We start from the raw sequence: 22,276 nt of genomic DNA on the forward strand, positions 1-22,276 counted from the left end.
GGGTTGGGCCTTTGGGCTGGCGGGGGCGGGCCATCAGACTCCCTCGAAGATGAAGCGGGACAGTAGGTCGGGATCGCCCACGATCGGGCGATCAGCGATGTGGTCGGCGATCGCCCGCCGGAGCACGTGCTCCGCATCGTTGACGCCGGCCTTGCCGAGTTCTAGGTAGCCCCAGCGCCCGAATGCGCCGTGGTTGTTAACGGCGGTGCACCACATGTTGCGGGCGGTGTCGGCTTTCGCCTTGGTCGGCCCGGGGCTCTTCTGGCTGCCGGAAACCTCGACGATGAGGGTGCGCGTGAATTCCTCGCCGTCCACGGCTGCGAGGCGAAGCAGGAAGTCGGGCAGGTAACGGTGACTGCGGCCCTGGTGGACGTATGGGATCTCGAAGCCGAGGTGGTCGTTCTTCACATAGCTCGCCAGAACGCCGTCGCGGGCGAGTGTCTCGCAGACCTGGGCGACGCGCTGCTCCCACGTGTTGCCGTCTTTTCCGTCAAGAGTGACGTGCGAGACATGCGAGAGCGTGGTCTCGAAGGTCTTCTTGCGGGTGTCGAACCAGACCGCGGCAGTGCTGTGGGTGTGCCCGCCGAATGCGAGGATCGGCCTCATCAGGGGTCGGCGCTGAGCGTCGTCCAGGCGCGCGATCGCGTGCCCGATGGCCTGCGCGGCGAGCTCCTGCGGCTCGGCGAGCGTCAGGAATCCAATCGTGTACCCGGACTCGACGTGCACCTTGTGTCGGAGCCAGTCGCGGGCGAACTCGACGAGCTGCGGGAACAGCCACGGCCTGCGATCGACTGTGTCGGGGAACAGCCAACGAAGGGTGCGCTTGGCGATACCGAAGGCGACCTCCTGCTCGCGTGCTTCCTTGATCCCTTCGATCCGCTCGCTCTGGCCGACGATCCCAGCCGCTTCTACCCAGCTGGGGACGGTGTTCCCGTTGATCACCACGCCATCGGCTGCATCCAGGTCGAAGATCAGCGGAGCATCGGGCAGCTCAACCCGGTACCCGGAGAGCACCGGGAAGTCGATCTGTAGGTGGGCTCGGTCTTCCAGCGCCTGCACCCGGATGCTCGGTTCCGGAGGCTTCGGCGGGTCGACCGGCTTGTCGCTCGGGATGAACGAAAACGGGATGCCGTACACGTTGGCGTACTCCGGCGGGAACAACCCTGTCTCGGGGTCGGCCGCGTAGGACCGACGGCGGAGCCCACGGCCGACGACCTGCTCGCACAGGAGCTGAGATCCGAACGCGCGGACCCCGAGGATGTGGGTGACGGTGTTCGCATCCCAGCCCTCCGTGAGCATCGCCACCGAGACGACGCAGCGGACGTGCTCGCCAAGCTTTCCTTTCTTGCCGACGGTGTTCATCACTTCGCGAAGCAGGTCGGAGTCATCAAGCTTGTCGACATCCGCCCCGGGGTTCGACTTGCGGTATGCCTGCTTGAAAGCGTCGATTTCCTCGGCTGCGGCCTTCTTGAAGTCACCCTTCATCGCCTCACCGGACTCGAGCTGCTTCGAATCGACGACGATCGTGCGCGGAATGGCGACAGGCTGGTCGTCCTCGACGTTGCTGAACAGAGGGAGGTTGCCCTTAACGTGCCGGGTCTGCTCGCCGTCGGTCACCTCGTAGCCGGCGATCCAGTCGTAGACGAGCTTCGAGACAAGCGTGTTCGGCGTGACGACGATCATCACCGGTGGCGGTTCGTCCAACGGCTTGAGCCGTTCTTCCCAGTCCTCATATGCCGCTTCGTAGGACTTGTACAGAGAACGGATGCCGCCCTCTAGCACCGCAGGCATATTCCAGGTGCCGGGCGCCGGCAATGCCGAGAGCGCGACTCGCTTCGGCCAGGACGGGTCGTCCTTCACCTGGTCGTAGAGGTGGAGGTACGTGACGAGGTCTGCCTGTGCGTTGTCGTCGACTGGCAGTCGCGGGACCTTCACGATGCCGGACTCGATGGCATCCATCAGGCCGAAGTCGCTGACCACCCATGGGAAGATCGAGCCCTCGCCGTACCCGCTGCCCTTCAGGTAGAAGGGTGTGGCGGACAGGTCGTAGATCGTCTTGATCCCCTCCTTGCCCCTATTGCCGTAGCGGCGGATGTCGACGAGACCCTTGAACCAGACGCGAGCGTCTTCGTTCGCTTCCTTGGTGTCGGCGTCGAGCTTCTCGTCGAGATCCTTCGGCTGGTAGCAGTGGTGTGCCTCATCGTTGAACACGACGATCTCGCCCTTGTCGCGGCCGAGATTGTCGAGTACCCGCGTGACGACCATCTGCGGCGTCTCGGTGAATGCGCCCTGGTCCGGCTTGCCTGCCAGCAGCAACTTGCGCGTATTGGCGCTGATGCCCTTTCCGGCGCTCGTGGTCCGTGCCATGAACTGGTGGTAGTTGATGATGTGAACGTCAGCCTGATTGAGCTGGGCGCGCAGATCCTGGGGCACGACTCCGCGGAGATCAAAGTAGTTCACGTCCCGCGGCTCTGTGGGCTGAAGTACTCGCAGTCGATCCTTGATCGTGATTCCGGGAGCGACGATTAGGAACCGCTTCACGAACCGCGAGTCCTGGGGCGAGTTCACCTTGTTCAGCGTGTGCCAGGCGATGAGCATCGCCATCACGATCGTCTTGCCAGCACCTGTCGCCATCTTAAGCGCGACGCGCGGGAGGTTGGCGTTGTGCTCAGCGTTGGCGTTCGCGAGAGTGTCACGCCAGTCGATGCCTGCCAGGCTCGAACGGTCGTACTTCTCGCGTCCGACGACCTCAGCGAGGTAGATCGCGGTCTCCGCCGCTTCACGCTGAGCGAAGAGGATGCGGTCCTCGCGGCTCGGGTCGGACCAGTGCAGCAGCAGCTTGCGGCTGATGGCAGTCACGCCCGGATAGTTCTGGCGGCGCCAGTCGCGGAGCGCGTCGCGGAGCTGGTCGATCTTGTCGTTGCGCTCGACTCGCTCGTCCGTCAGATTCGAGAAGTCCAGGGTGGGCTGCGGTGCGGTCTTCGCCTTTCCCGCGCCGCGCTTCGGCTTCGGGATGGGGATGAAGAACTCGCTCGGGCGTCGCGTCTCGATGACGTCGCCCGTGGGTCCACTCGGACCCATCTCGAAGTGTCGTCCCGGCTCGTCGTACGCCGAATTGAGCACAGGATTGGACAGCGCTGCGCTGACGTCGGACACGGAACCCTCCCCGGATCGGCGCCACCCGCTAGGGGCCGCCCTCCACATATTGCCGCACTCATCGGCATCGATGTGGACAAGCGCGCTTTCTGGGGCAACCGTCGAGTGCCTCATCGGTCTACCGGCGCGCGGAAGCCGGTCCTTCACCGTTCCGACCCCGAACGCAGCCATCCACTACTGGTCAGCGTACGGGCCGCTCTCCAGGCCGCTTTGGCGCAAGCGGGCAACGAGCAAATCGAGTACAGGACGCACCGATCGAACGAACCAGCCCTCGTCGCCAAGAACTCGCACTAGTGCAGGGCTCACCTTGTAGTAGAGCTGGATGAACAGGCGACCAGCACGATGCCGCGCAAGCTGCCCGTCGCGGTACCGACGGAGTACGCGCACTTCCGGGCAGTCGTACGACCCATACACCGCGGTAGCAACAAAACAACCGCCCTGTGACGTTCTCGTTGGTTGGGCTGGCTGCGCAGTCTGGCGAGCGTTGGAGCGGAGAGCCGAAGCTCCCGGACGATCTGTGTGTGCCGCTGGGCTCGACCGCTCCCTTTCGGCCGATTCAAGCATGTCCTGCAGGACTCCTGGAAGTGGGTCGACACCGACGGAACGACGAGCAAGAGTAGCTTTCAGCGTCGCAAGCCGATCAGCGCTGGCGGTGCCGGCGAATAGCCGGATAAGCGAGCGATATGCCGGGACGACCAGAGGTGTGAGTTCCTCAGTGACCAACTCGCTGACACTCGTCTCGGTCCCGGCAGATACGCGTGACGCCCACATCAAGACAAGGTGCTTCGCCATGGGCGCAATTGGGTCGCCATTCGCAATGTCTCGTTCCAATTTGGAGGAAGCAGCGTCCCTGCCCGACGTGTCGTTCGCGAGGACCAAGATGTCCAGCAGGACTTCGCCGGCACCGGCCACGTAGCGGGGACTGCTCGTTTCAGCACCGATTGGCCGTGGCTGATGGCCGAGCCGGCTAATGACGAACCGCTCAAACTCTGCATCCAGCTGGAAGCCTGTACCTGCGGCCCTGCCGGGTTGCCGAGGCCCGTATTGGCGCTCGTATGGGTCAATCCGCGAGTTCAACGAGCGAAGGTAGTACCCGTCGCCCTCCCAACCAACGAACTCGACCGTGGAGCCGCTGGGGCCATGAAGTTGCTGGTAGGCATTCTTGCCCCATGCGACGACCGACCCGTCGTTTCGCAGTGCCAACGAGTGATCATTTCCAGCGGATATCACGCTGACGTCGTTCAGGCCGTGGGGGACTGTGTGACGTACAGGGCTAGCACCCCAACCCACCACAATCCCATCCTGTCGCCGAGCGAGGATGTGCATCTCGCCAGCAGCCACCTGCGTCACGTCGTGGAGCATCTCCAGTGGGGCAGCGAGACGCAACCCCCGACTTCGACCATGCCATCCTTCTTCGCGGCGACCCACGCAGGAGACGGTCCGCCAACGACGTCGATACAGACCACTTCCGTCAGGGTCGTCGGAACCTGGGGAGAACCAGACTGTGACGTGCCCCACGCTGCAACGCCGCCGCCTGAGCGGATTGCGAAGCAGCTCTCCCAACCGGATGCCACCGAAACGGCGTCAGCTAGGTCCGCGGGGGCGTCAACTGGGCCGCTTCCGAGCTGTCCCCAGACGACCACGGTGCCGTCCCGACGAACAGCAGCGGAGTGCCCGCCTCCAGCGGAGATGGCGACCACATCAGCCAGGCTCGGCGGCACCGATGTGGCTCCGCGGGTGTTGTTGCCCCAGGCGACCACGGTTCCATCCCGACGCAGCGCAAGGCTGTGCGCGTAGCCTGCAGCAATTGCCGCGACGTCGCGAAGATCAGGCGGAACATCGGCCTGTCCTCGCTCGTTGCTTCCGGACGCAAGGACACAGCCGCCTGCAGTCAGGACTAAGGTGTGCTGCCCGCCGGCCGCTACCGCGATGACACCCTCTGGGAGGCGCCAAACCGCGGCTCCGGCCAATGCGCGAGGATCGAGATCGATGGTTACCATGCCGTCTGAAATGACATCACCCCGTCGGAAGCGCTGGATGCGTGAAGGCTCTATTAGCCCTGCCGCAAGCATGGCAGACGCGGATCACGTAGAGGCTCGGTGAGCAGCAGCAGCGCCGAGCCGTCCCTGGTGGGGTTCAGTCGACGGGCGGGCGGCGCAGGCGCTTGACGTCGGTGCGGCGCTTCTTCGCGCTCAGGCGGCGTTCCTTCGAGCCGCGGCTCGGCTTCGTCGGTCGGCGCGACGGCGCCGGCGGGCGCAGGGCGTCGCCGACGACCGCGGCCAGCCTCGTCCGCGCGGCGTCGCGGTTGCGCAGCTGGGCGCGGTGCTCCGATGCGGCGATCGTCAGCACGCCATGCACCAGGCGACCGCTGAGGCGGTCGAGCAGACGCTCGCGCTGCTGCGCGGAGAGCACCGCCGAGCCCGCGACATCCCACACCAGTTCCACCCGGGAATCGGCGGTGTTCACGCCCTGCCCACCCGGGCCCGACGAGCGCGAGAAGCGCCAGGTCAGCTCCGACTCGGGGATCGTGAGCCCGGCGGTGACCCGCAGTCCGGGGCGATGGGCGGCTGGCATGGGCCCATCATGCCCCGGGACGGCGGGCTGTGCGAGGCATCCGTCAACTGAGCTCGTAGAAGCGCCAGAAGCCGAACTCGGGCACGATCACGCGCACGTCGCTCCAGCCGGCCTCGCGGGCGTAGGCGCGCAGCGTGTCGGGGCGCATGACGGTGCCGGTGGCGGCGCTCGACCCGTGCGAGCGGCCGTCGGGCAGGCAGACGAACAGGCTGAATCCGTACATCAGCCGGTCGAGGTCGCCGGCGTTGGGCGCGAACGCGTCGGCGACCGCCTCGTCCATGATCACGACCGTTCCGCCCGGGCGCACGGCGTCGCGCATCGCCCGCAGCACCTCGACCGGGTGCGGCAGGTCGTGGATGCACTCGAAGGCGAAGATCGCGTCGAACGGGCCGTGCTCGGCCAGCTCAGCGGCATCCGTCTCGTGGAACCGCACGCGATCGGCGACTCCCGCCTCGCGCGCGTTCTCGCCCGCGGCGACCACCGAGGCGGTGTCGACGTCGAAGCCCTCGACGCGCAGCTGCGGGTACGCCGACGCCAGCGCGATCGACGACCAGCCGAGGCCCATGCCAACGTCGGCGATGCGTGCATCCGGCTGCGACAGCGCCTCGTGCACGTGCGGCACGTCGGCCAGCACCGCGGGCATCGCGTCGAACCAGGGGCGGTTGCCCTCGGCCTGCGACTCGCGGGCGTCGGCGCCGAACTGCTGCCAGCTCACGCCGCCGCCCGTGCGATAGGCGTCGAGGATACCGGGCATCGCCTGGCTCGCGGCCGCGAACATGCGCGCGAGTGGCGCGATGTAGGCGAGGTTCCTCCGGTCGGTCAGCACCGGCTCGGCGTGCGCCGGCAGCGAGTACCGTCGCTCGTCGGCGGGCGCCGCGGGGTCGTCGACGGTGAGAATGCCGACGGATGCCTGTTGCTCCAGCCACTCCCGCGCGTAGCGCGCATCGGTGTCGGTGTGGGCGGCGAGCTCGGGGGCCGTGCGTGCGGCGCCGCCCGTGAGGGCGTCGTACCAGCCGAGGCGCCCGCCGACGTGCACCGCCATCGTCTCGACCGCGCCGAGGATCGACGCGAACATGCGCTCGCCGAAGGCGTCGACTGCGGCGTCGTCGACCGTGTCGGCCGTGCCGGTCTCCCGCTCGGGGTCGATGGGCTCGGGCGCGACCCGCGCCTCGTGCTCGGTGATGGTCATGATGTCCCCTCCATGTCGTGCCGACGCGTCGTCGGCACTTCCGAAGCTACGGAGCGGGAAGGGTGCGGCTCATCGGCCGAATCATGCATCCGTGGGGGGCGGTCTGCATAGCGTGATGCACGGGATGGGCGGTGGGCCTTGCGAGCCGGGGCGGCGAACCGCCTACGAACCGTCGGTCGAGTCCCGCCACCATGCTGCGGCGGCCGTGCGGGAGCCGACGCCGAGCTTCAGGTAGATGTTCGCCAGGTGGCGACCGACGGTCTTCTCGCTGATGAAGAGCCGGGTGGCGACGTCGCGGTTGGATGCCCCCTGCGCGACGAGCGCCAGGATCTCCCCTCGCGCTCGGTGAGCGGTCCGGTGCGGGGCGCCTCCGGGCGCTTCTGTACGGCGACCGGGATCGCGCCCAGGCGATCGAACGCCGCCGCAGCGTCGGCGCGCATCTGCGTTGCCGCCGCGGCGTCGCCCTGCGCGTCGAGGCCCGCGGCGATCCAGGACCGCATGCTGGCCTGCTCCCACCGCAGCCCGAGGCGGGTGAGGAGGCCCAGCGCGCGGTGGAACGCCTCCACTGCGCCGGCCGGGTCGCCGCCGGCGAGTGCGACCATGCCGCTGCCGTGCTCCGACCAGGCGCGGAAGCCGTCGGTGCCGAAGTCGTCTGCCGCGGTGACGAGCTCGTCGCGCAGCTCGCGGGCATCTGCGTCGCGGCCGGTCGCGAGCGCGACCTCGACTCCTGCGCGCAGCAGTCGCACCCGCGCCAGGCGGTCGCGACCGATCAGGGCGGAGGTGAGCAGCGCCCACGCCCGCTCGCCGTCGCCCTCGGCGAGCTGCAGGAGCGCCTCGCCGGGGGCCGGGTCGATGTCGAGCTCGCGGGCCTGGTCGTACGCTGCGCGGGCACCGGCGGCGTCGCCGCGCAGCCGCCGGATCTCGCCGACCTGGTACCAGCCCTCGCCCGCGACCCAGGGGTCGGCGGACTGCAGGTCGGCGCAGGCGCGCTCGAGCTCGGACTCGGTCTCGGTCCAGTCGCCGCCGGCGCTGCGCAGCTCGAGCCGGTGCACGCGGCACACGCCGACGTACACCGCGTCGGCGCCGTAGCCGGCGCACCACTGTTCGGTCGCGTGCGTCCACTCGGCCATGCGCCGGTAGTCGGCGAGCTCGTAGCAGGCGTGGATCGTCATGCAGAGGATGTCGCCGGCCCACTCGGGCGCGACGTCGCCCCCGACGACCGCGAGCATCGCCTCGTCGAGCTTGCCGAACCCGCCGGCCGCGTCGCCCGAGCGCATCGCGCGCATGCCCTCGACCACGGCGGCGATCGCGCCGACCGCCGGGTCGTCGAGGGTGGCGTCGAGCTCACGCAGTCGGGCGACCGAGCCTTCGGTCCAGAGGTCCTCGCTGCCCGCGGCGATGCCGCTGGCGCCCTCGAGGTAGGCGAGGTAGGCGTGCGACAGGCTGTCCGGGCGGTCGGCCAGCAGGCGCTGCGCCCGCCGCGCCCACGCGGTGCCGACGGTCAGCTCGCCACGCGTGAGGCGCAGCAACGAGATGAGCAGCGCGGTGTCGGCGCAGGCGACCTCGTCGTGCTCCGCGCGAGACGCGCGGTAGGCCGACTCGAGCGACACGAGGCATCCGTCGATGTCACTCAGCCACCACTGGCTCGCGGCGAGCGCGCGCAGGTCGCTCGGTGCGAGGCCGCCATCGGCGTTCGCCGCGAGGAAGCCCGCCCGGGCCTCGCGCCAATTCGCTTCGCGATGGGCCGTGCGCGCCGCGTCGATCAGGACGCTCGCGTCGGACATGCCGGGAGCCTACCCGGTAGCGCAGATGCATGGCGAGCATCGCCGGCATCGTGACGAGCACGCACCCGACCAGCGCTTCGGCCCGTCGAAATCACACTGGCACGTGCTGCAACACGGGCCGGTGTGAGTCAGACGGGCCCAAAGGCAGCGAGCGGATGCCCCTGAGCCACCACGCAGCTCAGGGGCATCCGCTCGACTCAGCCGGCGTCAGCCGACCGGGATGCCCTCGTTCTCGACCGGGGCCGAACCGCCGTCGTACTCCTCGACCGGGCCGTCGCCGGAGTCCGTGACGAACGGCGAGCCGTCGATCGGCACCTGTGCGCCGCTCACGACCTGCGTGATCTGCGCCCCGGAGTAGCCGGCGTGGCTGTCGGCGCCGAAGGCGAGCGGCACGACGCCGCTGCCGACGAGCTCGCCCGAGGCGACGACCTCGAGCAGCGACTCACGGGTCGGGTTGTCACCGGCCTTCGCGAGCGCCTCGGCGGTCAGGTAGCCGATCGCCATGCCGTAGACGGTGTTGCCGTTGAAGACGTCGGGGTCGCCGTACTCGTCGTTGATGTCGCGGAACAGCTGCACCCACTCGTCGCTCTCGTCACCGGCGGCGCCGAGGTAGTTCGACGAGAGGAAGCCCTCGAGCAGCAGCGGGGCCGACTCGCCCAGGTACTCGGCGAGCGTCGGGTAGTCCGCTCCGGGGTTCGCGGTGATGTACTGCGGGAACCAGCCGAGCTGCGCCGCGGTGCCGATCGTCAGCGCCGTGAAGCCCGGGATGGTCGCGAGGAACGCCACGTCGCATCCGGCCGACTGCATGGCGACGACCTGGGCCGAGACGTCCTGGTTCGACACCGTGTAGACCTGCGACTCGGCGAAGTCGGCGCCGAGGGTCTGCAGCACGCCCGCCGAGAAGTCCTCGCCGAAGTCGTCGTCCTGCCCGAGGAAGCAGTACGTGCCGTCGGCGAACTCCTCCGCCGCGTACGCACCTAGGATCTTGCCCTCGCGCGTGTAGTCGGTGTTCACGCCGAACGTCATCGGGTAGGCCTCGGGCTGGTCCCAGGCGAGGCTGCCGGATGCCACGAAGAGATCGGGCACCTCGTTGTCGTTCAGGAAGTCGAGCACCGCGCTGTGCGTGGGCGTGCCGAGGCCGCCGACGATCGCGAACACGTCCTCCTCGAGCACGAGCTCGCGCACGACGGTCTGCGTCTCGGCCGGGTTGTACTGGTCGTCCATGACGACGTAGTCGATCGTGCGGCCGTTGACGCCGCCGTTGTCGTTCACGTAGTCGAAGTACGCCTGGGTCGCGGCGGAGATCGACGCGTAGCCCGCGGCCGCCGGGCCGGTGAGCGGCTGGTGGGTGCCGATCACGATCGACTCCTCGGTGACGCCGGGCGCTGCGGCCCCGGGGGTGCTGCACGCGGCGAGCGCCGGTACGGCGAGGGCCGCGGCGCCGAGCGCGGCGATCCATCTGGTGGTGTGCTGTGTCATCGTCGACACCCTTTCTCTCGGTGTGGGCAACGCGGTGGTGGTGCGTGTTCTAGGTGGAGGTGGTGCGGGTGGTGCGAGAGCGGATGCGGCCCCGCAGGGCGACGAGCGCCCCCTGGATGCCGCGCGGTGCGGCGATCATGATCACGACGAGCAGGGCGCCGAAGATCAGGACCGCCAGGTTCCCGTCGAGCCGGCTCACGGCGTCGTCGGGAAGCGGGAGGGTATCGGTGACGGCCGCGATGGCCTCGGGCAGCAGCACGAGCAGCAGCGCGCCCCAGACGGCGCCGGGCAGGGTGCCCGTGCCGCCCACGACGACCGCGACGAGCAGGAACAGCGAGAACGCGAGGCCGTAGGCGCCGGGGCTCGCGGCCTGGGTCACGTACGCCAGCACCGCGCCGCCGAGGCCGGCCGCGCCCGCGCTGATCGCGAACGCCTGCACCTTCACCCGGAACGGGTCGATGCCCGAGAGCCGGGCCGCGGCCGTGTCGTCGCGCACGGCCTGCATGCGGATGCCGCTGGGCGAGCGCCCGAGCTGCGCGAGCAGCACGAGCACGATCGCGGCGGCCACGAGCGCGACCCACGCCTGCCACTGCTCGTTCGCGATCACCGTGCTGAGCGCCTCGGGGCGGCGCTCGGTCTGCACGTACAGGCCCTGGTCGCCGCCGAGCGCGCTCGAGAACGTGCTCGTCACGGCGGGCAGCGCGAGCACGATCGCGAGGGTGAGGCCCGCGAGGTAGGGCCCGTGCAGGCGGGCGCCGGCGGCGCCGACGAGTGTGCCGAACGCGGTCGCGGCGATGACGGCCACGAGGAACGGGGCGACGAGCAGCACCGGGCCCTCGATGCCCGACTCGGCGAGGCCGTTCGAGGTGAGCGCGAAGGCGTATGCCCCGGTCGCCATGAACGCCGCGTGCCCGAGCGAGAGCTGCCCGGTGCGGCCCACGAGCAGGGTGAGCCCGGCGGTCGCGCAGACGTACGCCGCGGTGAGCGAGAGCAGGTAGTTGCGGTACGGGTCGAGCAGGAAGGTCGCGCCGACGGCGAGCACCAGCCCGATCGCGGCGACGGCGTACCGCCCGCGCACGGTGCCGAGGTGGGCGGGGCGTCGGCCGGAGGCATCCGCTCGCTTGTGCATCGCGGGGGTCTCGCTCGTGTCGGCAGGTCGTTCGGTCGTGGTGGTCATGCGACCCTCGCCTCCCTCGCGGCGAACAGTCCCTGCGGTCGGGCCAGCAGCACCACCAGCAGGATGAGGACGATGGCGATCGGCGCGAACGTCGCGCCCGCGAACGCCGTGACGAAGGTGAGGATCACGCCGACCGCGAGGCCCGCGACCACCGCTCCGACCGGGGAGTCGAGGCCGCCGACGATCGCGACGGTGAATGCGTAGACGAACAGCTGGTCGCTCGCGTGCGGGTTGAGGCCGAGCTCGGTGGGGATCACGAGCAGCGCGGCGAGCCCGCCGACCGCTGCGGAGAGGGTCCAGCCGAGGGTGCGCATGCGGTCGACGCGCACGCCGTTCAGCCGCGAGACCTCGGGGGCGAACGCGGCGGCGCGCATCGCGAGGCCGACGCTCGTGCGGGTGAACAGCAGCGCGAGCGCCGCCATGAGCACGCCCACGACCACGAGCACGAACAGCGAGTACGGCGAGATGACCGCCACGTCGCCGATGCGGATGGGCTCGCGCGGGAACGGCGCCGGCATGGGCCGGTAGTCGGCCCCGAACGCGATCGCGAGCGTCGAGGTGAGCACCATGACGAGGCCGATCGCGACGATGACGGCAGCGAGCGGGTTCGACTTGTCGACAAAGCGCATCACGCCCCGCTCGACGACCCAGCCGAGCACCGCGCCCGAGAGGAGGGCCGCTGCGAGGCCGATCCAGTAGTTGCTGGTCAGCGCGCTCACGTGGAAGGCGACGTAGCAGGAGACGGTCGCCATCGCGCCCTGCGCGAAGTTCGCGATGCGGGCCGCGCGCCAGATGAGCACCAGCGCGAGCGCGAAGGCGGCGAAGATCGCGCCCCGGGCGAGGCCGGTGCCGGCGAGCAGCAGGATCGGGACGTCCATTCAGAACCCCAGGTAGGCGTGTCGGAGCTGCTCGTCGTCGAGCAGCGCGGCGGACGGTCGGGCGGCCACGACGGAGCCGAGGTTCAGCACGACTCCGGTGTCGGCGACGGAGAGGGCGCTGCGCACGTTCTGCTCGACGAGCAGGATCGCGAGGCCGCGCTCGGCGCGCAGGTGCGCGAGCGTGCCGAGGATCTCGGCGACGATGCGCGGCGCGAGGCCGAGCGACGGCTCGTCGAGCAGCAGCAGCCGCGGGTGGGCGACGAGGGCGCGGGCGATGGCGAGCATCTGGCGCTCGCCGCCCGAGAGCGAGTGGCCGTGGCTGGTGCGGCGCGCGGCGAGGGCGGGGAAGAGGTCGTAGGCGGCGTCGACATCGGCGCGCAGCTCGCGCCGGTCGCCGCGCCAGAGCCCGCCGAGGCGGAGGTTCTCGTCGACGGTGAGCTCGGCGACCGCGTGCCGCCCCTCGGGCACGTGCACGATGCCGCGGCGGATGCGGTCCTCGACTCTCGCGCTTGCGAGGTCGTCGCCGTCGAAGCGCACGGTGCCGGCCTGCGCCGGGACGAGTCCCGAGAGCACGCGCAGCAGCGTGGACTTGCCGGCGCCGTTCGCGCCGACGACGGCGACGACGGCGCCTGCCGGCACCGCGAGGTCGACGGCATGCAGCACCTCGCCCTGCCCGTAGCCCGCGACGAGGCCGGAGACCTCGAGCAGGGGTGCGGGCTGCGCGTCGGGGCGAGCGGTGGCGGTGAGCGTGTCGGTCACGCGGCGTCCTCCCCGTCGACGTCGACGCCGAGGTACGCGTCGATGACGGCCTGGTCGTCGCGAATCTCGTCTGGCGTGCCAGTCGCGAGCATCCGCCCCGAGTCGAGCACCGCGATGCGGTCGCAGAGCGACATCACGAGATCGACGTGGTGCTCGACCAGCAGCACCGAGCGGCCGTGCTCGCCGCCGGCGAAGTCGCGCACGAGGGCGGCGAGTTCGTCGATGTCGGCGGCGCCGAGTCCGCCGGCAGGCTCGTCGAGCAGCAGCAGGTGCGGCTCCGAGACGAAGGCGCGGGCCAGGGCGACGCGCTTGCGCTCGGGGTAGGGCAGGGCATCGGGCATCCGCTCGCCTGAACCCGCGAGGCCCACGCGTTCGAGGGCGGCCTCGGCGCGCTCGGCGGCCTCGCGAAGGAAGCGGGCGGATGCGGGTGCGCCGACGAGTCCCGCCGCCGCGCCAGGTGCTCCGTGGCTGAGGCCGGCCATGACGTTCTGGCGCACGGTGAGTCCGGGGAAGAGGCCGAGGCCCTGGAGGGTGCGGGCGACGCCGAGGCCGGTGAGGCGGTACGGGCGGGGGCGGTTTGTTCCCATCACGCGCACGGTGCCGGTGCGGGGGCGCACGATGCCGCAGGCGACGTTGAAGAGCGTCGTCTTGCCCGCGCCGTTCGGCCCGATGAGCCCGACGACCTCGCCCGCGCCGACGGTGAGCGACGCGTCGTCGATCGCGACGATGCCGCCGAAGCGCACGGTCACGCGGTCGAGCCGCAGGGGGTCGACCCGGGGGTCGCGCCCTCGGCGGGGGCGGGTGGAGCGTCGGCGGACATGGGCACCTCGTCGTGTCGCAGGTCGTTGGTGCGGCCACTGTAGCAGAGAAACCGACTGGGCGGTATGTTCCGCTGACAGGTGCTTCTGGAGGTGTGCGCGGGATGGAGGCAGGCTGCGGCACCGGCGTGGCCGGCCTGGTCGGGCGTGTCCTCTCGTGCGTGCGAAAGCGCGGACAAATCCGGGGACACGCCGGCCCCGAGGCATCCCATCGCCCCAGATCTCCGTGCTTTCGCACACTCGCCGTCATGGGGAGGGCACGCGCGCGTGCAGAACGACGGAGATTTCCGGCGACACGCCGAGCCGAGGCATCCGATCGGCCGGAATCTCCGCGCTTTCGCACGCACGCCCGGATGGACGGGCCCGCTGGGCGGGGAGTACGCCGGCCGGTACAACGTGGGCGCGCGCTCCAACGTGTGCGAAAGTACGGAGATTTCCCGCGATTCGTCGCTGCGCAGCATCCTGCGGCCTGAATCTCCGCGCTTTCGCACGCACGCCTGGGCGAAGGGGGTCTGAGAGCCGGGCTCGCGCCGAGGCGAGTCCGCGAGGGCGGATACGCGCGCGAGCGGGGTCAGTGGTGGGGCAGGGAGGCCGTCAGGCCGCCGTCGGCGACGAACTCGGCGCCGGTGGAGTAGCTCGAATCGTCGCTCGCGAGGAAGACGATGAGCTCGGCGACCTCCTCAGGCGCGGCGGGGCGGCCGAGGGGGATGCCGGCCTCGGCGGGATCCATGTCGGCAGTCATGGCGGTGTCGATGAAGCCCGGATGCACCGAGTTGACGCGGATGCCGTCGCGCGCGAGCTCGAGCGCGGCCGACTTGGTGAGCCCGCGCACCGCGAACTTGCTCGCGACGTAGCCGTGCAGCGCGATGCTGCCGCGCATGCCCTCGACCGACGAGATGTTGACGATCGAGCCGCCGTTGCCGGCCTCCCGCATCGCGGCCGAGACCACCTTCAGGCCGAGGAAGGTGCCGGTGACGTTGACGTCCATCATCCGCTGCCATCGCTCGAGCGTGTACGAGCGCAGGCTGCCGCGGTCGGCGATGCCGGCGTTGTTCACGAGCACGTCGAGGCGGCCGTGCTCGGCGACGGTGTCGGCGACGACCCGCTCCCACTGTGCCTGGTCGGTCACGTCGAGGTGCGCGAACGTGGCGCCCGGCAGCTCCGCGGCGAGCGCCGAGCCCGGCTCGTCGAGCACGTCGGCGACCACGACCCGCGCGCCCTCGCGGGTCAGGGCGCGCGCGTACGCCGCCCCGAGGCCGCGGGCGCCGCCCGTGACGAGGGCCACCCTGCCGTCGAGGCGCCCCATCAGTCGACCGCGCCCATCAGTCGACCAGCACGACGCTGCGGCCCACCGTGGCGCCGGCGGCGAGTCGGTCGAGGGCTTCGGGGGCATCCGCGAACCCGACCTGCTCGCCGATCACGGGTCGGAACAGCCCCTCGGCGGCCAGCCTCGTGAGCTCCTCGTGCGCCTCGCGCACGAGGTCGGGCCGGAACTGGTTGTAGAGCGCCCAGTGCAGGCCGAGCACGCTGTAGTTCTTCACCAGGGCGTGGTTCGGCTTGACCTCCTGCATGCGTCCGCCGGCGAAGCCGACGACGACGATGCGGCCCTCGAACGCGATGACCTTCGTCGACTGGTCGAACGCATCGCCGCCGACCGGGTCGAACACCACGTCGACGCCCCGACCGGCGAGCTCCTTCACTCGGCCGATGACGTCCTCGCTCGTGCGGTCGACGACCTCGTCGGCGCCGCACGCGCGGGCGACCTCCGCCTTCGCGGGCGAGCTGACCACGCCGATCACGCGCGCGCCCGCCGCCTTCGCGAGCTGCACGGCAGCGGTGCCGACACCGCCGGCCGCGGCGTGCACGAGCACGGTCTCGCCCGGCTGCAACTGCGCCCGGCGGTGGAGCGCAACGTACGCGGTCTGGTACGCGATGATTAGGCCCGACGCCTCCGCGTCGGAGAGCGCGTCGGGCGCGGGGAACGTCACGGCCGCGTCGAGCACCGCGTGCTCCGCAAGGGTGCCGATGCGCGAGCCCACGACGCGGTCGCCGATGGCGAAGGCGGCCGACTCAGGGGCATCCGACCCCACCGCGACCACCTCGCCGCACGCCTCGATACCGGGCGGGAACGGCAGCTCGGGGCGCACCTGGTACTCGCCGCGGCAGAGCAGCACGTCGGGGAAGTTCAGCGCGACGGCGCGGGTGCGCACGACCAGCTCCCCTGGCCCGGGTTCGGGAATCGACCGGTCGCCGAGCTCGAGGGCATCCGAGGGCGCACCATGCCGAACGACCTGCCAGACCCGACTCACGACCCCGCACCCTTCGTCAGGCTGTCGAGGAAGAGCTCGGTGAGCTGCTCGGCGACCTCGGTGCCCGACTCGGGCCCGGAGGGGTTGTACCACTGCGAAAGGTAGTGCAGGTCGGAGAAGAAGTGCGCCATGAGCACGGCGCGCGGGATGTCGGTGCGGTAGACGCCGTCCTGCTGGCCGCGCTCGATCAGGGCGACGAAGTCGTCGTTGTACCGGCGGCGGCGGCGCATGACCTCCTCGTGCCGCTCGGACGTGAGCATGTGCATCGACCGGAAGAACACGGTGCCCTCGGGCATGTACTCGATCGACGTCTCGATGACGTCGACGCAGGCGGCGCGGAGCGTCTCGGCCACGGGCATCCCGCGCCCGATGATCTCGTCGAGGTGCTCCTGCTGGAGGGTGAGCAGTCGCTCGTAGATGCCGAAGAGCAGGTCGTCCTTCGAGCGGTAGTAGTGGTACATCGCGCCCTTGGTGACGCCGGCCGCCTCGACGACCTCCTGCACCGACGTGTTGGCGTAGCCCTTGGTGGCGAACAGCTCGACGGCCGCCTGCTGCACCTGGTCGCGAACGCTGAAGTCCTTCATCATGCCTCCTACAGCACCGGCGAGAGCGAGCCGCCGCCGTCGATGACGATGGTCTGCCCCGTGATCCACGACGCGTCGGACGAGGCGAGGAAGGCGACCGCGGCGGCGACGTCCTCGGGCGCACCGAGCCTACCGAGCGGGTACCCCTCGACGACCTCCGACTCGCGGCCCTCGTACAGCGCGCGGGCGAAGCTCGTCTTGATGACCGCCGGGGCGATCGCGTTGACCCGCACCTCGGGGGCGAGCTCCCACGCGAGCTGGCGGGTGAGGCCGAGCAGCGCCGCCTTCGAGACGCCGTAGAACGCGATGCCGGGGCTCGCGGTGAGCGCCGAGATCGACCCCATGTTCACGATCGCGCCGTTGCGATCGGCCAGGCCCGCCGCCATCGCGTCGCGCGACCAGTCGAGCGCACTCACGACGTTCACGTCGAGGATCTTGCGCACCGCCGACGGCTCTGCCTCGAGCGCGGGCCCGTAGATCGGGTTGATGCCGGCGTTGTTCACGAGCACGTCGAGGCCGCCGTGGCGCTCGCGCACGTGGGCGAACACCTCGGCACGGTGGTCGGGGTCGTCGACTCGGCCGGCGACCCAGCTCGCGGCGGGCCCGAGGTCGGATGCCGCAGCCTCCAGCCCGTCCGGCTTCCTGGCCGTGATCACGACCTGCGCCCCTTCGTCGACCAGCCGCCGCGCCGTCGCGAGGCCGATGCCCCTGCTGCCCGCGGTGACCAGCGCCACCTTGCCGTCGAATCGCCCCATCGTGATTCCTCTCGCAAAAAACCGACCGCTCGGTATGTTAGCGCATCGGCTGCGGGGGTGGGCGCACGTCGGCACGGGGCATCCGCTCGCCCGCATATGGGAAACGCCCCGCCTCCGTACTCGGAGACGAGGCGCTTCGTCCGCAGTGTGCCGCGGCGCTCAGGTCACTTGAACGCGTCCTTCACGTTCTCGCCGGCCTGCTTGAGGTTCGCCTTGGACTGCTCGGCCTTGCCCTTGGCCTGCATCTCACGATCGTTCGTGGCCTCGCCGACCTTCTCCTTGGCCTTGCCGACCAGTTCCTCGGCCTTGTTCCGTGCCTTGTCGTCCGTACCCATGGAGACTCCTTCCTGATTCGGCGGGCGCCGCCGGCGCTCCTGGCCGGACGCGGCGCGCGTCTCGCCTTCGACGCTAGGTCGGGCCCCTCAGGAAGACGAGGGGGTGGACTTCCCCGGGCGGATGTGTTCCACTGCGAGCTCGACCGGCCGGTCGCCCCAGGCGGCGATGCGCTCCTCCAGCCCCGCGCGCACGCTCGGCCATTCGTCGGCCAGCACCGAGTACACGGCCGTGTCGCGCCAGGTGCCGTCGGGCTTCGGCATCACCCGTCGCAGCACGCCCTCGAACGTCGCCCCGAGGCGAAGAATGGCGGCGCGCGAGCGTTCGTTGACCGCATCCGCCTGCAGCTTCACCCGGCCGAACCCGTGGTCGAACGCGTTGCCCAGCAGCAGCAGCTTCGCCTCGGGGTTCACGACCGTGCCCCAGACGCGCGGGTCGTACGCGGTCCAGCCGAGGTGCGCGGCCTCGTTCACCGGCTCGAAGTCGCCGAGCGTCGAGGTGCCGACGATGCGGCCGGCACCCGCCCCGCCCTCGAGCCGGATGGCGTACGCGATGCCGCGCTCGCCCCAGTGGTAGTAGTCGCGCGCGAACTCGCGGAACGCCGCCGCGTCGCCGGGCAGCCCGGCCGGCCCGCCGCCGTACCCACTCGCGAACACCTGCGCCGACCCGATCGCGTCGTACAGCTCGTCGAGGTCGGCCTCGGTCAGCGGTGACAGGCGGACGAAGCGGCCGACGAGGTCGACGCGTGCGGGAACGGTGGCGGTCACGCGAACAGTCTGCACCGCGGGGGCGACGGATGCCCCGGCGAGCCCGCGCCGCTCAGGAACGCGAGCCGGCCGCCGACCCAGACGGGGACTCCGCGGCGTCCGCCGCATGCTCCGGCGTCGCCGCCCAGCTGCTCAACAGCCGCAGCGCCTCGGCATCCGCACTGCCGGGCTGCGCGGTGAGCACGGTGAGCTGGACGCCGGACTCGCCGACGACGTCGAGGCCGTTGAAGTGCAGCGTCAGGTCGCCGACCACGTGGTGGTGGTACCGCTTGGTGCCCGACTCGTGGTGCCAGACGTCGTGGCGGCCCCACAGCTCGCGGAACCGGTCGCTGCGCGTAGAGAGTTCGCCGACGAGGTCGTGCAGCGGCTTGCTGTGCGGGTCACGCCCCGCCTCGGTGCGCAGCTGCGCCACGTTCACGGCCGCCATCGCGTCCCAGTCGGGGTAGAACCTCCGGGCGACCGGCTCGAGGAACAGGAACCGCGCGAAGTTCGGCGTCGGCGTCGTCGACGAGGCGATCATCTCGTGCATGAGCGCGCCGCCGAGCGCGTTGTATGCCAGCAGGTCGGTGCGGCCGTTGCCGACCAGCGCCGCGGCGTCGTGCATCGAGTCGAGCACCCACTGCATGCTCGGCGCCGGCTGCCAGGCCCGCTCGCCCTTCCGGCGGCCGCGGGGCGAGGGGGCGGATGCCCGGCCCGAGCGGGACGCCAGCCGGTAGAGGTGCTCGCGCTCCGCGTCATCCATCAGCAGCGCCCTGGCCAGTCCGTCGAGCACGGCATCGGATGCCCCGGCGATGGCCCCGCGCTCGAGGCGCGCGTAGTACTCGACGCTCACGCCGGCGAGCGCGGCCGCCTCGCCGCGCCGCAGCCCCGGCACGCGCCGGTCGGTGCCACGCGGCAGTCCGACCTGCTCGGGCTCGACCCGAGCACGCCGTGACATGAGGAACTCGCGAACCTCGTCGTGCGTCTCCATGACGACAGGCTACGTCGGTGCCGGGCCGCACTGGGGTGCCCTGTCAGGGCGCGTCAGGGGCGGGACTCCCGCGCGCGAGAGGTGCGCGGTTGGCTGACGGCATGGATCAACGTCACTCCGGCATCGCGACCGCCACTCGCCCGGCCGCGGACGTCGCACGCACCGAGTCGGCCCGACCCGCCGTGGTCGGCCGGGTGCTGTCCCTCGTCGCCGCGTCCCTGCTGGCCGCCGTCGGCCTGCTCGCCCTCGCCGCCGGGAATCCGGCAACACCCGCCCAGCCGACCGTCGTGCAGGTCGAGTGGCACGAGACGACCGCCGCGCGCCACGTGTCGGCCGGCGCACTCGACGCGGTCGAGTTCCGGCCGCGCTTCGGCCAGGCGGTCGTCGCGCGGCTGCCGCAGCCGCTCGCCGTCGCGTCCGCGGCACCGATCGACGAGTACCGCGCCGGCGACGTCGCCTACCGCGTGCACGACCAGAGCCTGTACGTGTTCTCGGCCGACGGCACGAACGTGCCCGACGACGGGCTCGTGCTCGTCGCATCCGTCGCTTCGGGGCTCGACGAGCTCGCCGGTTGCGCCCCGACCTGCAGCATCCGCCTCGCGCCCGCGACGGGCTGACGCCCCGCGTGAGCCGCCACCCACCCGCATCCGCTCGACCTGAATTGGAGCTCCCCATGAACCCCACCACCCGCCCCGTCCGCATCGGCGTCCAGCTGCAGCCGCAGCACGCCCGCTACGAGACCATCCGCGACCACGCCGCCGAGCTCGAGGAGCTGGGCGTCGACATCCTCTTCAACTGGGACCACTTCTTCCCGCTCTACGGCGACCCCGACGGGCTGCACTTCGAGTCGTGGACCATGCTCGCCGCGCTCGCCGAGCAGACCCGCCGAGTCGAGCTCGGTGCGCTGGTGAACTGCAACAGCTACCGCAACGCGCACCTCCAGGCCGACATGGCGCGCACCATCGACCACATCAGCGCGCACGGCACCGGAACCGGCCGGTTCATCCTCGGCACGGGCTCGGGCTGGTTCGAGCGCGACTACGACGAGTACGGCTTCGAGTTCGGCACGGTCGGGTCGCGCCTCGATGCGCTCGCCGCCGACCTGCCGACGATCGAGGGCCGCTGGGCGAAGCTCAACCCGCCGCCGACCCGCAAGATCCCGGTGCTGATCGGCGGCGCCGGCGAGAAGAAGACCCTGCGCATCGTCGCGCGGCACGCCGACATCTGGCACAGCTACTCGGATGCCTCCGAGATGGAGCACAAGCTGTCGGTGCTCGCCGCCCACGCCGACGCGGTCGGGCGCGACGTCGCCGAGATCGAGGTGTCGGCCGGCGTCGTCGACACGATCGCGCACCGCACGTTCGCCGAGGCGGACGACCTCCATGCGCTCGGCGCGAGGATCTTCACGCTCGGGCTCGACGGCGACGGCTACGACGCGTCGCTCGTGTCGGAGTGGCTCGCCTGGCGCGACGAGGTGAATTCGCGATGACCCGCTCCGCCGGCGCGGCCGCACGCACGCCGCTGCATCGGCTGCGCGAGTCGCCGATCTGGATCGCGGTCATCCTCGCGACGCTCACCATCTTCGGGCCGCTCTCGATGGACCTCTACCTCCCGGTCCTCCCGAGCCTCGCAGCGGACCTGGCGACCACGACCTCGGCGGCGCAGCTCACGATGACGACGTGCCTGCTCGGCCTCGCCCTCGGGCAGGTGATCGCCGGCCCGCTCTCCGACCGCTACGGGCGCCGCGTCGTGCTGCTCGGCGGCCTCGTCGTCTACACCGTCGCCTCGCTGGCCTGCGCGTTCAGCGACTCGATCACCCTCCTCGTGGTGCTCCGGCTCGTGCAGGGCGCGGCGGGCGGGTTCGGCCTCGTGATCGCCCAGGCCTGCGGCCGCGACCTCTACGAGGGCCCGCGCCTCAACCGCTACAACGGCCGCATCGTCGTGCTCTCCGGGCTCGCGGCGATCGTCGCGCCCGTCATCGGGGGCGTGCTCGCGGCGTACGTGGCGTGGCAGGGCTTCTTCGTGCTCCTCGCCGCGTTCGGGCTCGTCATCACGCTCGCCGTCGCCGTCTCGTTCCGCGAGACCCTGCCGGTCGAGCGTCGCGTCACGGGCGGAGCCGGCCACACCCTCGCCCACCTCGCCGTGCTCGCCCGCGATCGCCGCTTCGTCGGCGCGACGCTCGCGAGCTCACTCACCTCGGCGACGTACTTCGCGTACCTCGCTGCCGCGCCGTTCGTGCTGCAGGACCTCTACGGACTCTCGCCCGCGCAGTACGCCCTGGTCATCGCGGTCAACGCCGCGGGCTTCGCCGCGTTCGGGTTCACCGCGGGCCGAGCGGCCGAGCGGTGGGGCGAGCGAACCGTGTTCGCGACGGGTATCGCCATCGTCATCGCGGGTGCGGCGGTGCTCGCTGCGACGGCGACGGCACCGCCACCGCTCGCCGTCATGGTGGGGGCGTTCCTGCTCATCGCCGCCGGCGCGGCCGCCGTCTCCCCACCGTCCACGACGATGGCGCTCACCGACTACCCCGCGTTTGCGGGCACGGCGTCGTCGGTGCTCGGCCTGAGCCGGTTCGTGGCCGGCGCAGCGGCGGCGCCGCTCGTCGGGCTGGCGGGACCGCTGTCGACGACGCCGCTCGCGGCCGTCGCGCTGGCCACCGGCCTCGCGTCCGCGGTCGTGTTCACGCTGCTGCTGGTACGCGGTCGCGCACCGCGACCGTCCTCGGGGGCACGCTAGCGAGCTCG

General features: G+C 70.9%; 22 protein-coding genes. 3 read left to right on the forward strand and 19 right to left on the reverse strand.

All coding sequences use genetic code 11. The features are described from left to right. Positions 1-33: 33 nt before the first annotated feature. The 19 genes from QUE38_RS06290 to QUE38_RS06370 all read right to left on the reverse strand — a co-directional run bounded on the left by QUE38_RS06290 (position 34) and on the right by QUE38_RS06370 (position 19,532). Positions 34-3,156, reverse strand: a complete 3,123-nt coding sequence (locus tag QUE38_RS06290; RefSeq protein ID WP_286310778.1) for a BPTD_3080 family restriction endonuclease — start codon at positions 3,154-3,156, stop codon at positions 34-36. Positions 3,157-3,330: 174 nt separating this feature from the next. After that, positions 3,331-4,518 carry an RCC1 domain-containing protein gene (locus QUE38_RS17490; RefSeq protein ID WP_350227584.1) on the reverse strand — a complete coding sequence of 396 codons (1,188 nt, stop codon included), beginning with the start codon at positions 4,516-4,518 and terminating at the stop codon, positions 3,331-3,333. Continuing rightward, on the reverse strand, positions 4,503-5,228 hold the full coding sequence (locus tag QUE38_RS17495) for an RCC1 domain-containing protein (RefSeq protein ID WP_350227585.1): 726 nt from the start codon (positions 5,226-5,228) through the stop codon (positions 4,503-4,505). The genes QUE38_RS17490 and QUE38_RS17495 overlap by 16 nt, the downstream gene beginning before the upstream one ends. 64 nt (positions 5,229-5,292) lie before the next feature. Next, positions 5,293-5,730, reverse strand: a complete 438-nt coding sequence (gene arfB, locus QUE38_RS06295; protein ID WP_286310780.1) for an alternative ribosome rescue aminoacyl-tRNA hydrolase ArfB — start codon at positions 5,728-5,730, stop codon at positions 5,293-5,295. 43 nt (positions 5,731-5,773) lie between these two features. Then, positions 5,774-6,919 (reverse strand): class I SAM-dependent methyltransferase, encoded by a 1,146-nt coding sequence (locus QUE38_RS06300; RefSeq protein ID WP_286310781.1) that lies wholly within the window; start codon positions 6,917-6,919, stop codon positions 5,774-5,776. A 162-nt stretch (positions 6,920-7,081) separates the two neighbouring features. Then, entirely contained in the window at positions 7,082-7,192 is a 111-nt protein-coding gene (locus QUE38_RS06305; protein WP_286311681.1) for a LuxR C-terminal-related transcriptional regulator, read from the reverse strand. Then, entirely contained in the window at positions 7,147-8,703 is a 1,557-nt protein-coding gene (locus QUE38_RS06310; protein WP_286310783.1) for a LuxR family transcriptional regulator, read from the reverse strand. Before QUE38_RS06310 ends, QUE38_RS06305 begins: the two co-directional genes overlap by 46 nt. Before the next feature lie 207 nt (positions 8,704-8,910). Continuing rightward, complete coding sequence (locus QUE38_RS06315; RefSeq protein ID WP_286310785.1) at positions 8,911-10,182, reverse strand: ABC transporter substrate-binding protein; 1,272 nt, start codon at positions 10,180-10,182, stop codon at positions 8,911-8,913. Between the two features lie 49 nt (positions 10,183-10,231). Further along, entirely contained in the window at positions 10,232-11,359 is a 1,128-nt protein-coding gene (locus QUE38_RS06320; RefSeq protein ID WP_286310786.1) for a branched-chain amino acid ABC transporter permease, read from the reverse strand. Next, entirely contained in the window at positions 11,356-12,237 is an 882-nt protein-coding gene (locus QUE38_RS06325; RefSeq protein ID WP_286310788.1) for a branched-chain amino acid ABC transporter permease, read from the reverse strand. The genes QUE38_RS06320 and QUE38_RS06325 overlap by 4 nt, the downstream gene beginning before the upstream one ends. Then, positions 12,238-12,996 carry an ABC transporter ATP-binding protein gene (locus QUE38_RS06330; RefSeq protein ID WP_286310790.1) on the reverse strand — a complete coding sequence of 253 codons (759 nt, stop codon included), beginning with the start codon at positions 12,994-12,996 and terminating at the stop codon, positions 12,238-12,240. Continuing rightward, complete coding sequence (locus tag QUE38_RS06335) at positions 12,993-13,745, reverse strand: ABC transporter ATP-binding protein (protein WP_286310792.1); 753 nt, start codon at positions 13,743-13,745, stop codon at positions 12,993-12,995. The genes QUE38_RS06330 and QUE38_RS06335 overlap by 4 nt, the downstream gene beginning before the upstream one ends. A gap of 640 nt (positions 13,746-14,385) precedes the next feature. Further along, positions 14,386-15,120 carry a glucose 1-dehydrogenase gene (locus tag QUE38_RS06340; protein WP_286310794.1) on the reverse strand — a complete coding sequence of 245 codons (735 nt, stop codon included), beginning with the start codon at positions 15,118-15,120 and terminating at the stop codon, positions 14,386-14,388. A gap of 16 nt (positions 15,121-15,136) precedes the next feature. Beyond that, positions 15,137-16,216, reverse strand: coding sequence for an NADPH:quinone oxidoreductase family protein (locus tag QUE38_RS06345; RefSeq protein ID WP_433996951.1), 1,080 nt, complete (start codon positions 16,214-16,216; stop codon positions 15,137-15,139). After that, on the reverse strand, positions 16,120-16,707 hold the full coding sequence (locus QUE38_RS06350; protein ID WP_286310796.1) for a TetR/AcrR family transcriptional regulator: 588 nt from the start codon (positions 16,705-16,707) through the stop codon (positions 16,120-16,122). The genes QUE38_RS06345 and QUE38_RS06350 overlap by 97 nt, the downstream gene beginning before the upstream one ends. Positions 16,708-16,715: 8 nt before the next feature. Beyond that, positions 16,716-17,462 carry an SDR family oxidoreductase gene (locus tag QUE38_RS06355; RefSeq protein WP_286310798.1) on the reverse strand — a complete coding sequence of 249 codons (747 nt, stop codon included), beginning with the start codon at positions 17,460-17,462 and terminating at the stop codon, positions 16,716-16,718. A 164-nt stretch (positions 17,463-17,626) separates the two neighbouring features. Beyond that, positions 17,627-17,797 carry a CsbD family protein gene (locus QUE38_RS06360; protein ID WP_286310800.1) on the reverse strand — a complete coding sequence of 57 codons (171 nt, stop codon included), beginning with the start codon at positions 17,795-17,797 and terminating at the stop codon, positions 17,627-17,629. An 87-nt stretch (positions 17,798-17,884) separates the two neighbouring features. Then, positions 17,885-18,562, reverse strand: coding sequence for a GNAT family N-acetyltransferase (locus tag QUE38_RS06365; RefSeq protein ID WP_286310802.1), 678 nt, complete (start codon positions 18,560-18,562; stop codon positions 17,885-17,887). A gap of 52 nt (positions 18,563-18,614) precedes the next feature. Beyond that, positions 18,615-19,532 (reverse strand): helix-turn-helix transcriptional regulator, encoded by a 918-nt coding sequence (locus QUE38_RS06370; protein ID WP_286310803.1) that lies wholly within the window; start codon positions 19,530-19,532, stop codon positions 18,615-18,617. A gap of 101 nt (positions 19,533-19,633) precedes the next feature. Here QUE38_RS06370 and QUE38_RS06375 point away from each other — a divergent pair, with 101 nt between their 5' ends. The 3 genes from QUE38_RS06375 to QUE38_RS06385 are packed head-to-tail and all read left to right on the forward strand — an operon-like array spanning position 19,634 to position 22,268. Further along, on the forward strand, positions 19,634-20,149 hold the full coding sequence (locus tag QUE38_RS06375; RefSeq protein WP_286310805.1) for a cyclophilin-like fold protein: 516 nt from the start codon (positions 19,634-19,636) through the stop codon (positions 20,147-20,149). 56 nt (positions 20,150-20,205) lie between these two features. Beyond that, positions 20,206-21,021: an LLM class F420-dependent oxidoreductase gene (locus QUE38_RS06380; protein ID WP_286310806.1), complete on the forward strand. Its 816-nt coding sequence runs from the start codon at positions 20,206-20,208 to the stop codon at positions 21,019-21,021. After that, entirely contained in the window at positions 21,018-22,268 is a 1,251-nt protein-coding gene (locus tag QUE38_RS06385; protein WP_286310808.1) for a multidrug effflux MFS transporter, read from the forward strand. The genes QUE38_RS06380 and QUE38_RS06385 overlap by 4 nt, the downstream gene beginning before the upstream one ends. Positions 22,269-22,276 lie beyond the last annotated feature (8 nt).

It is taken from the genome of Agromyces mangrovi (genome assembly GCF_030296695.1).
Classification (GTDB): Bacteria; Actinomycetota; Actinomycetes; order Actinomycetales; family Microbacteriaceae; genus Agromyces; species Agromyces mangrovi.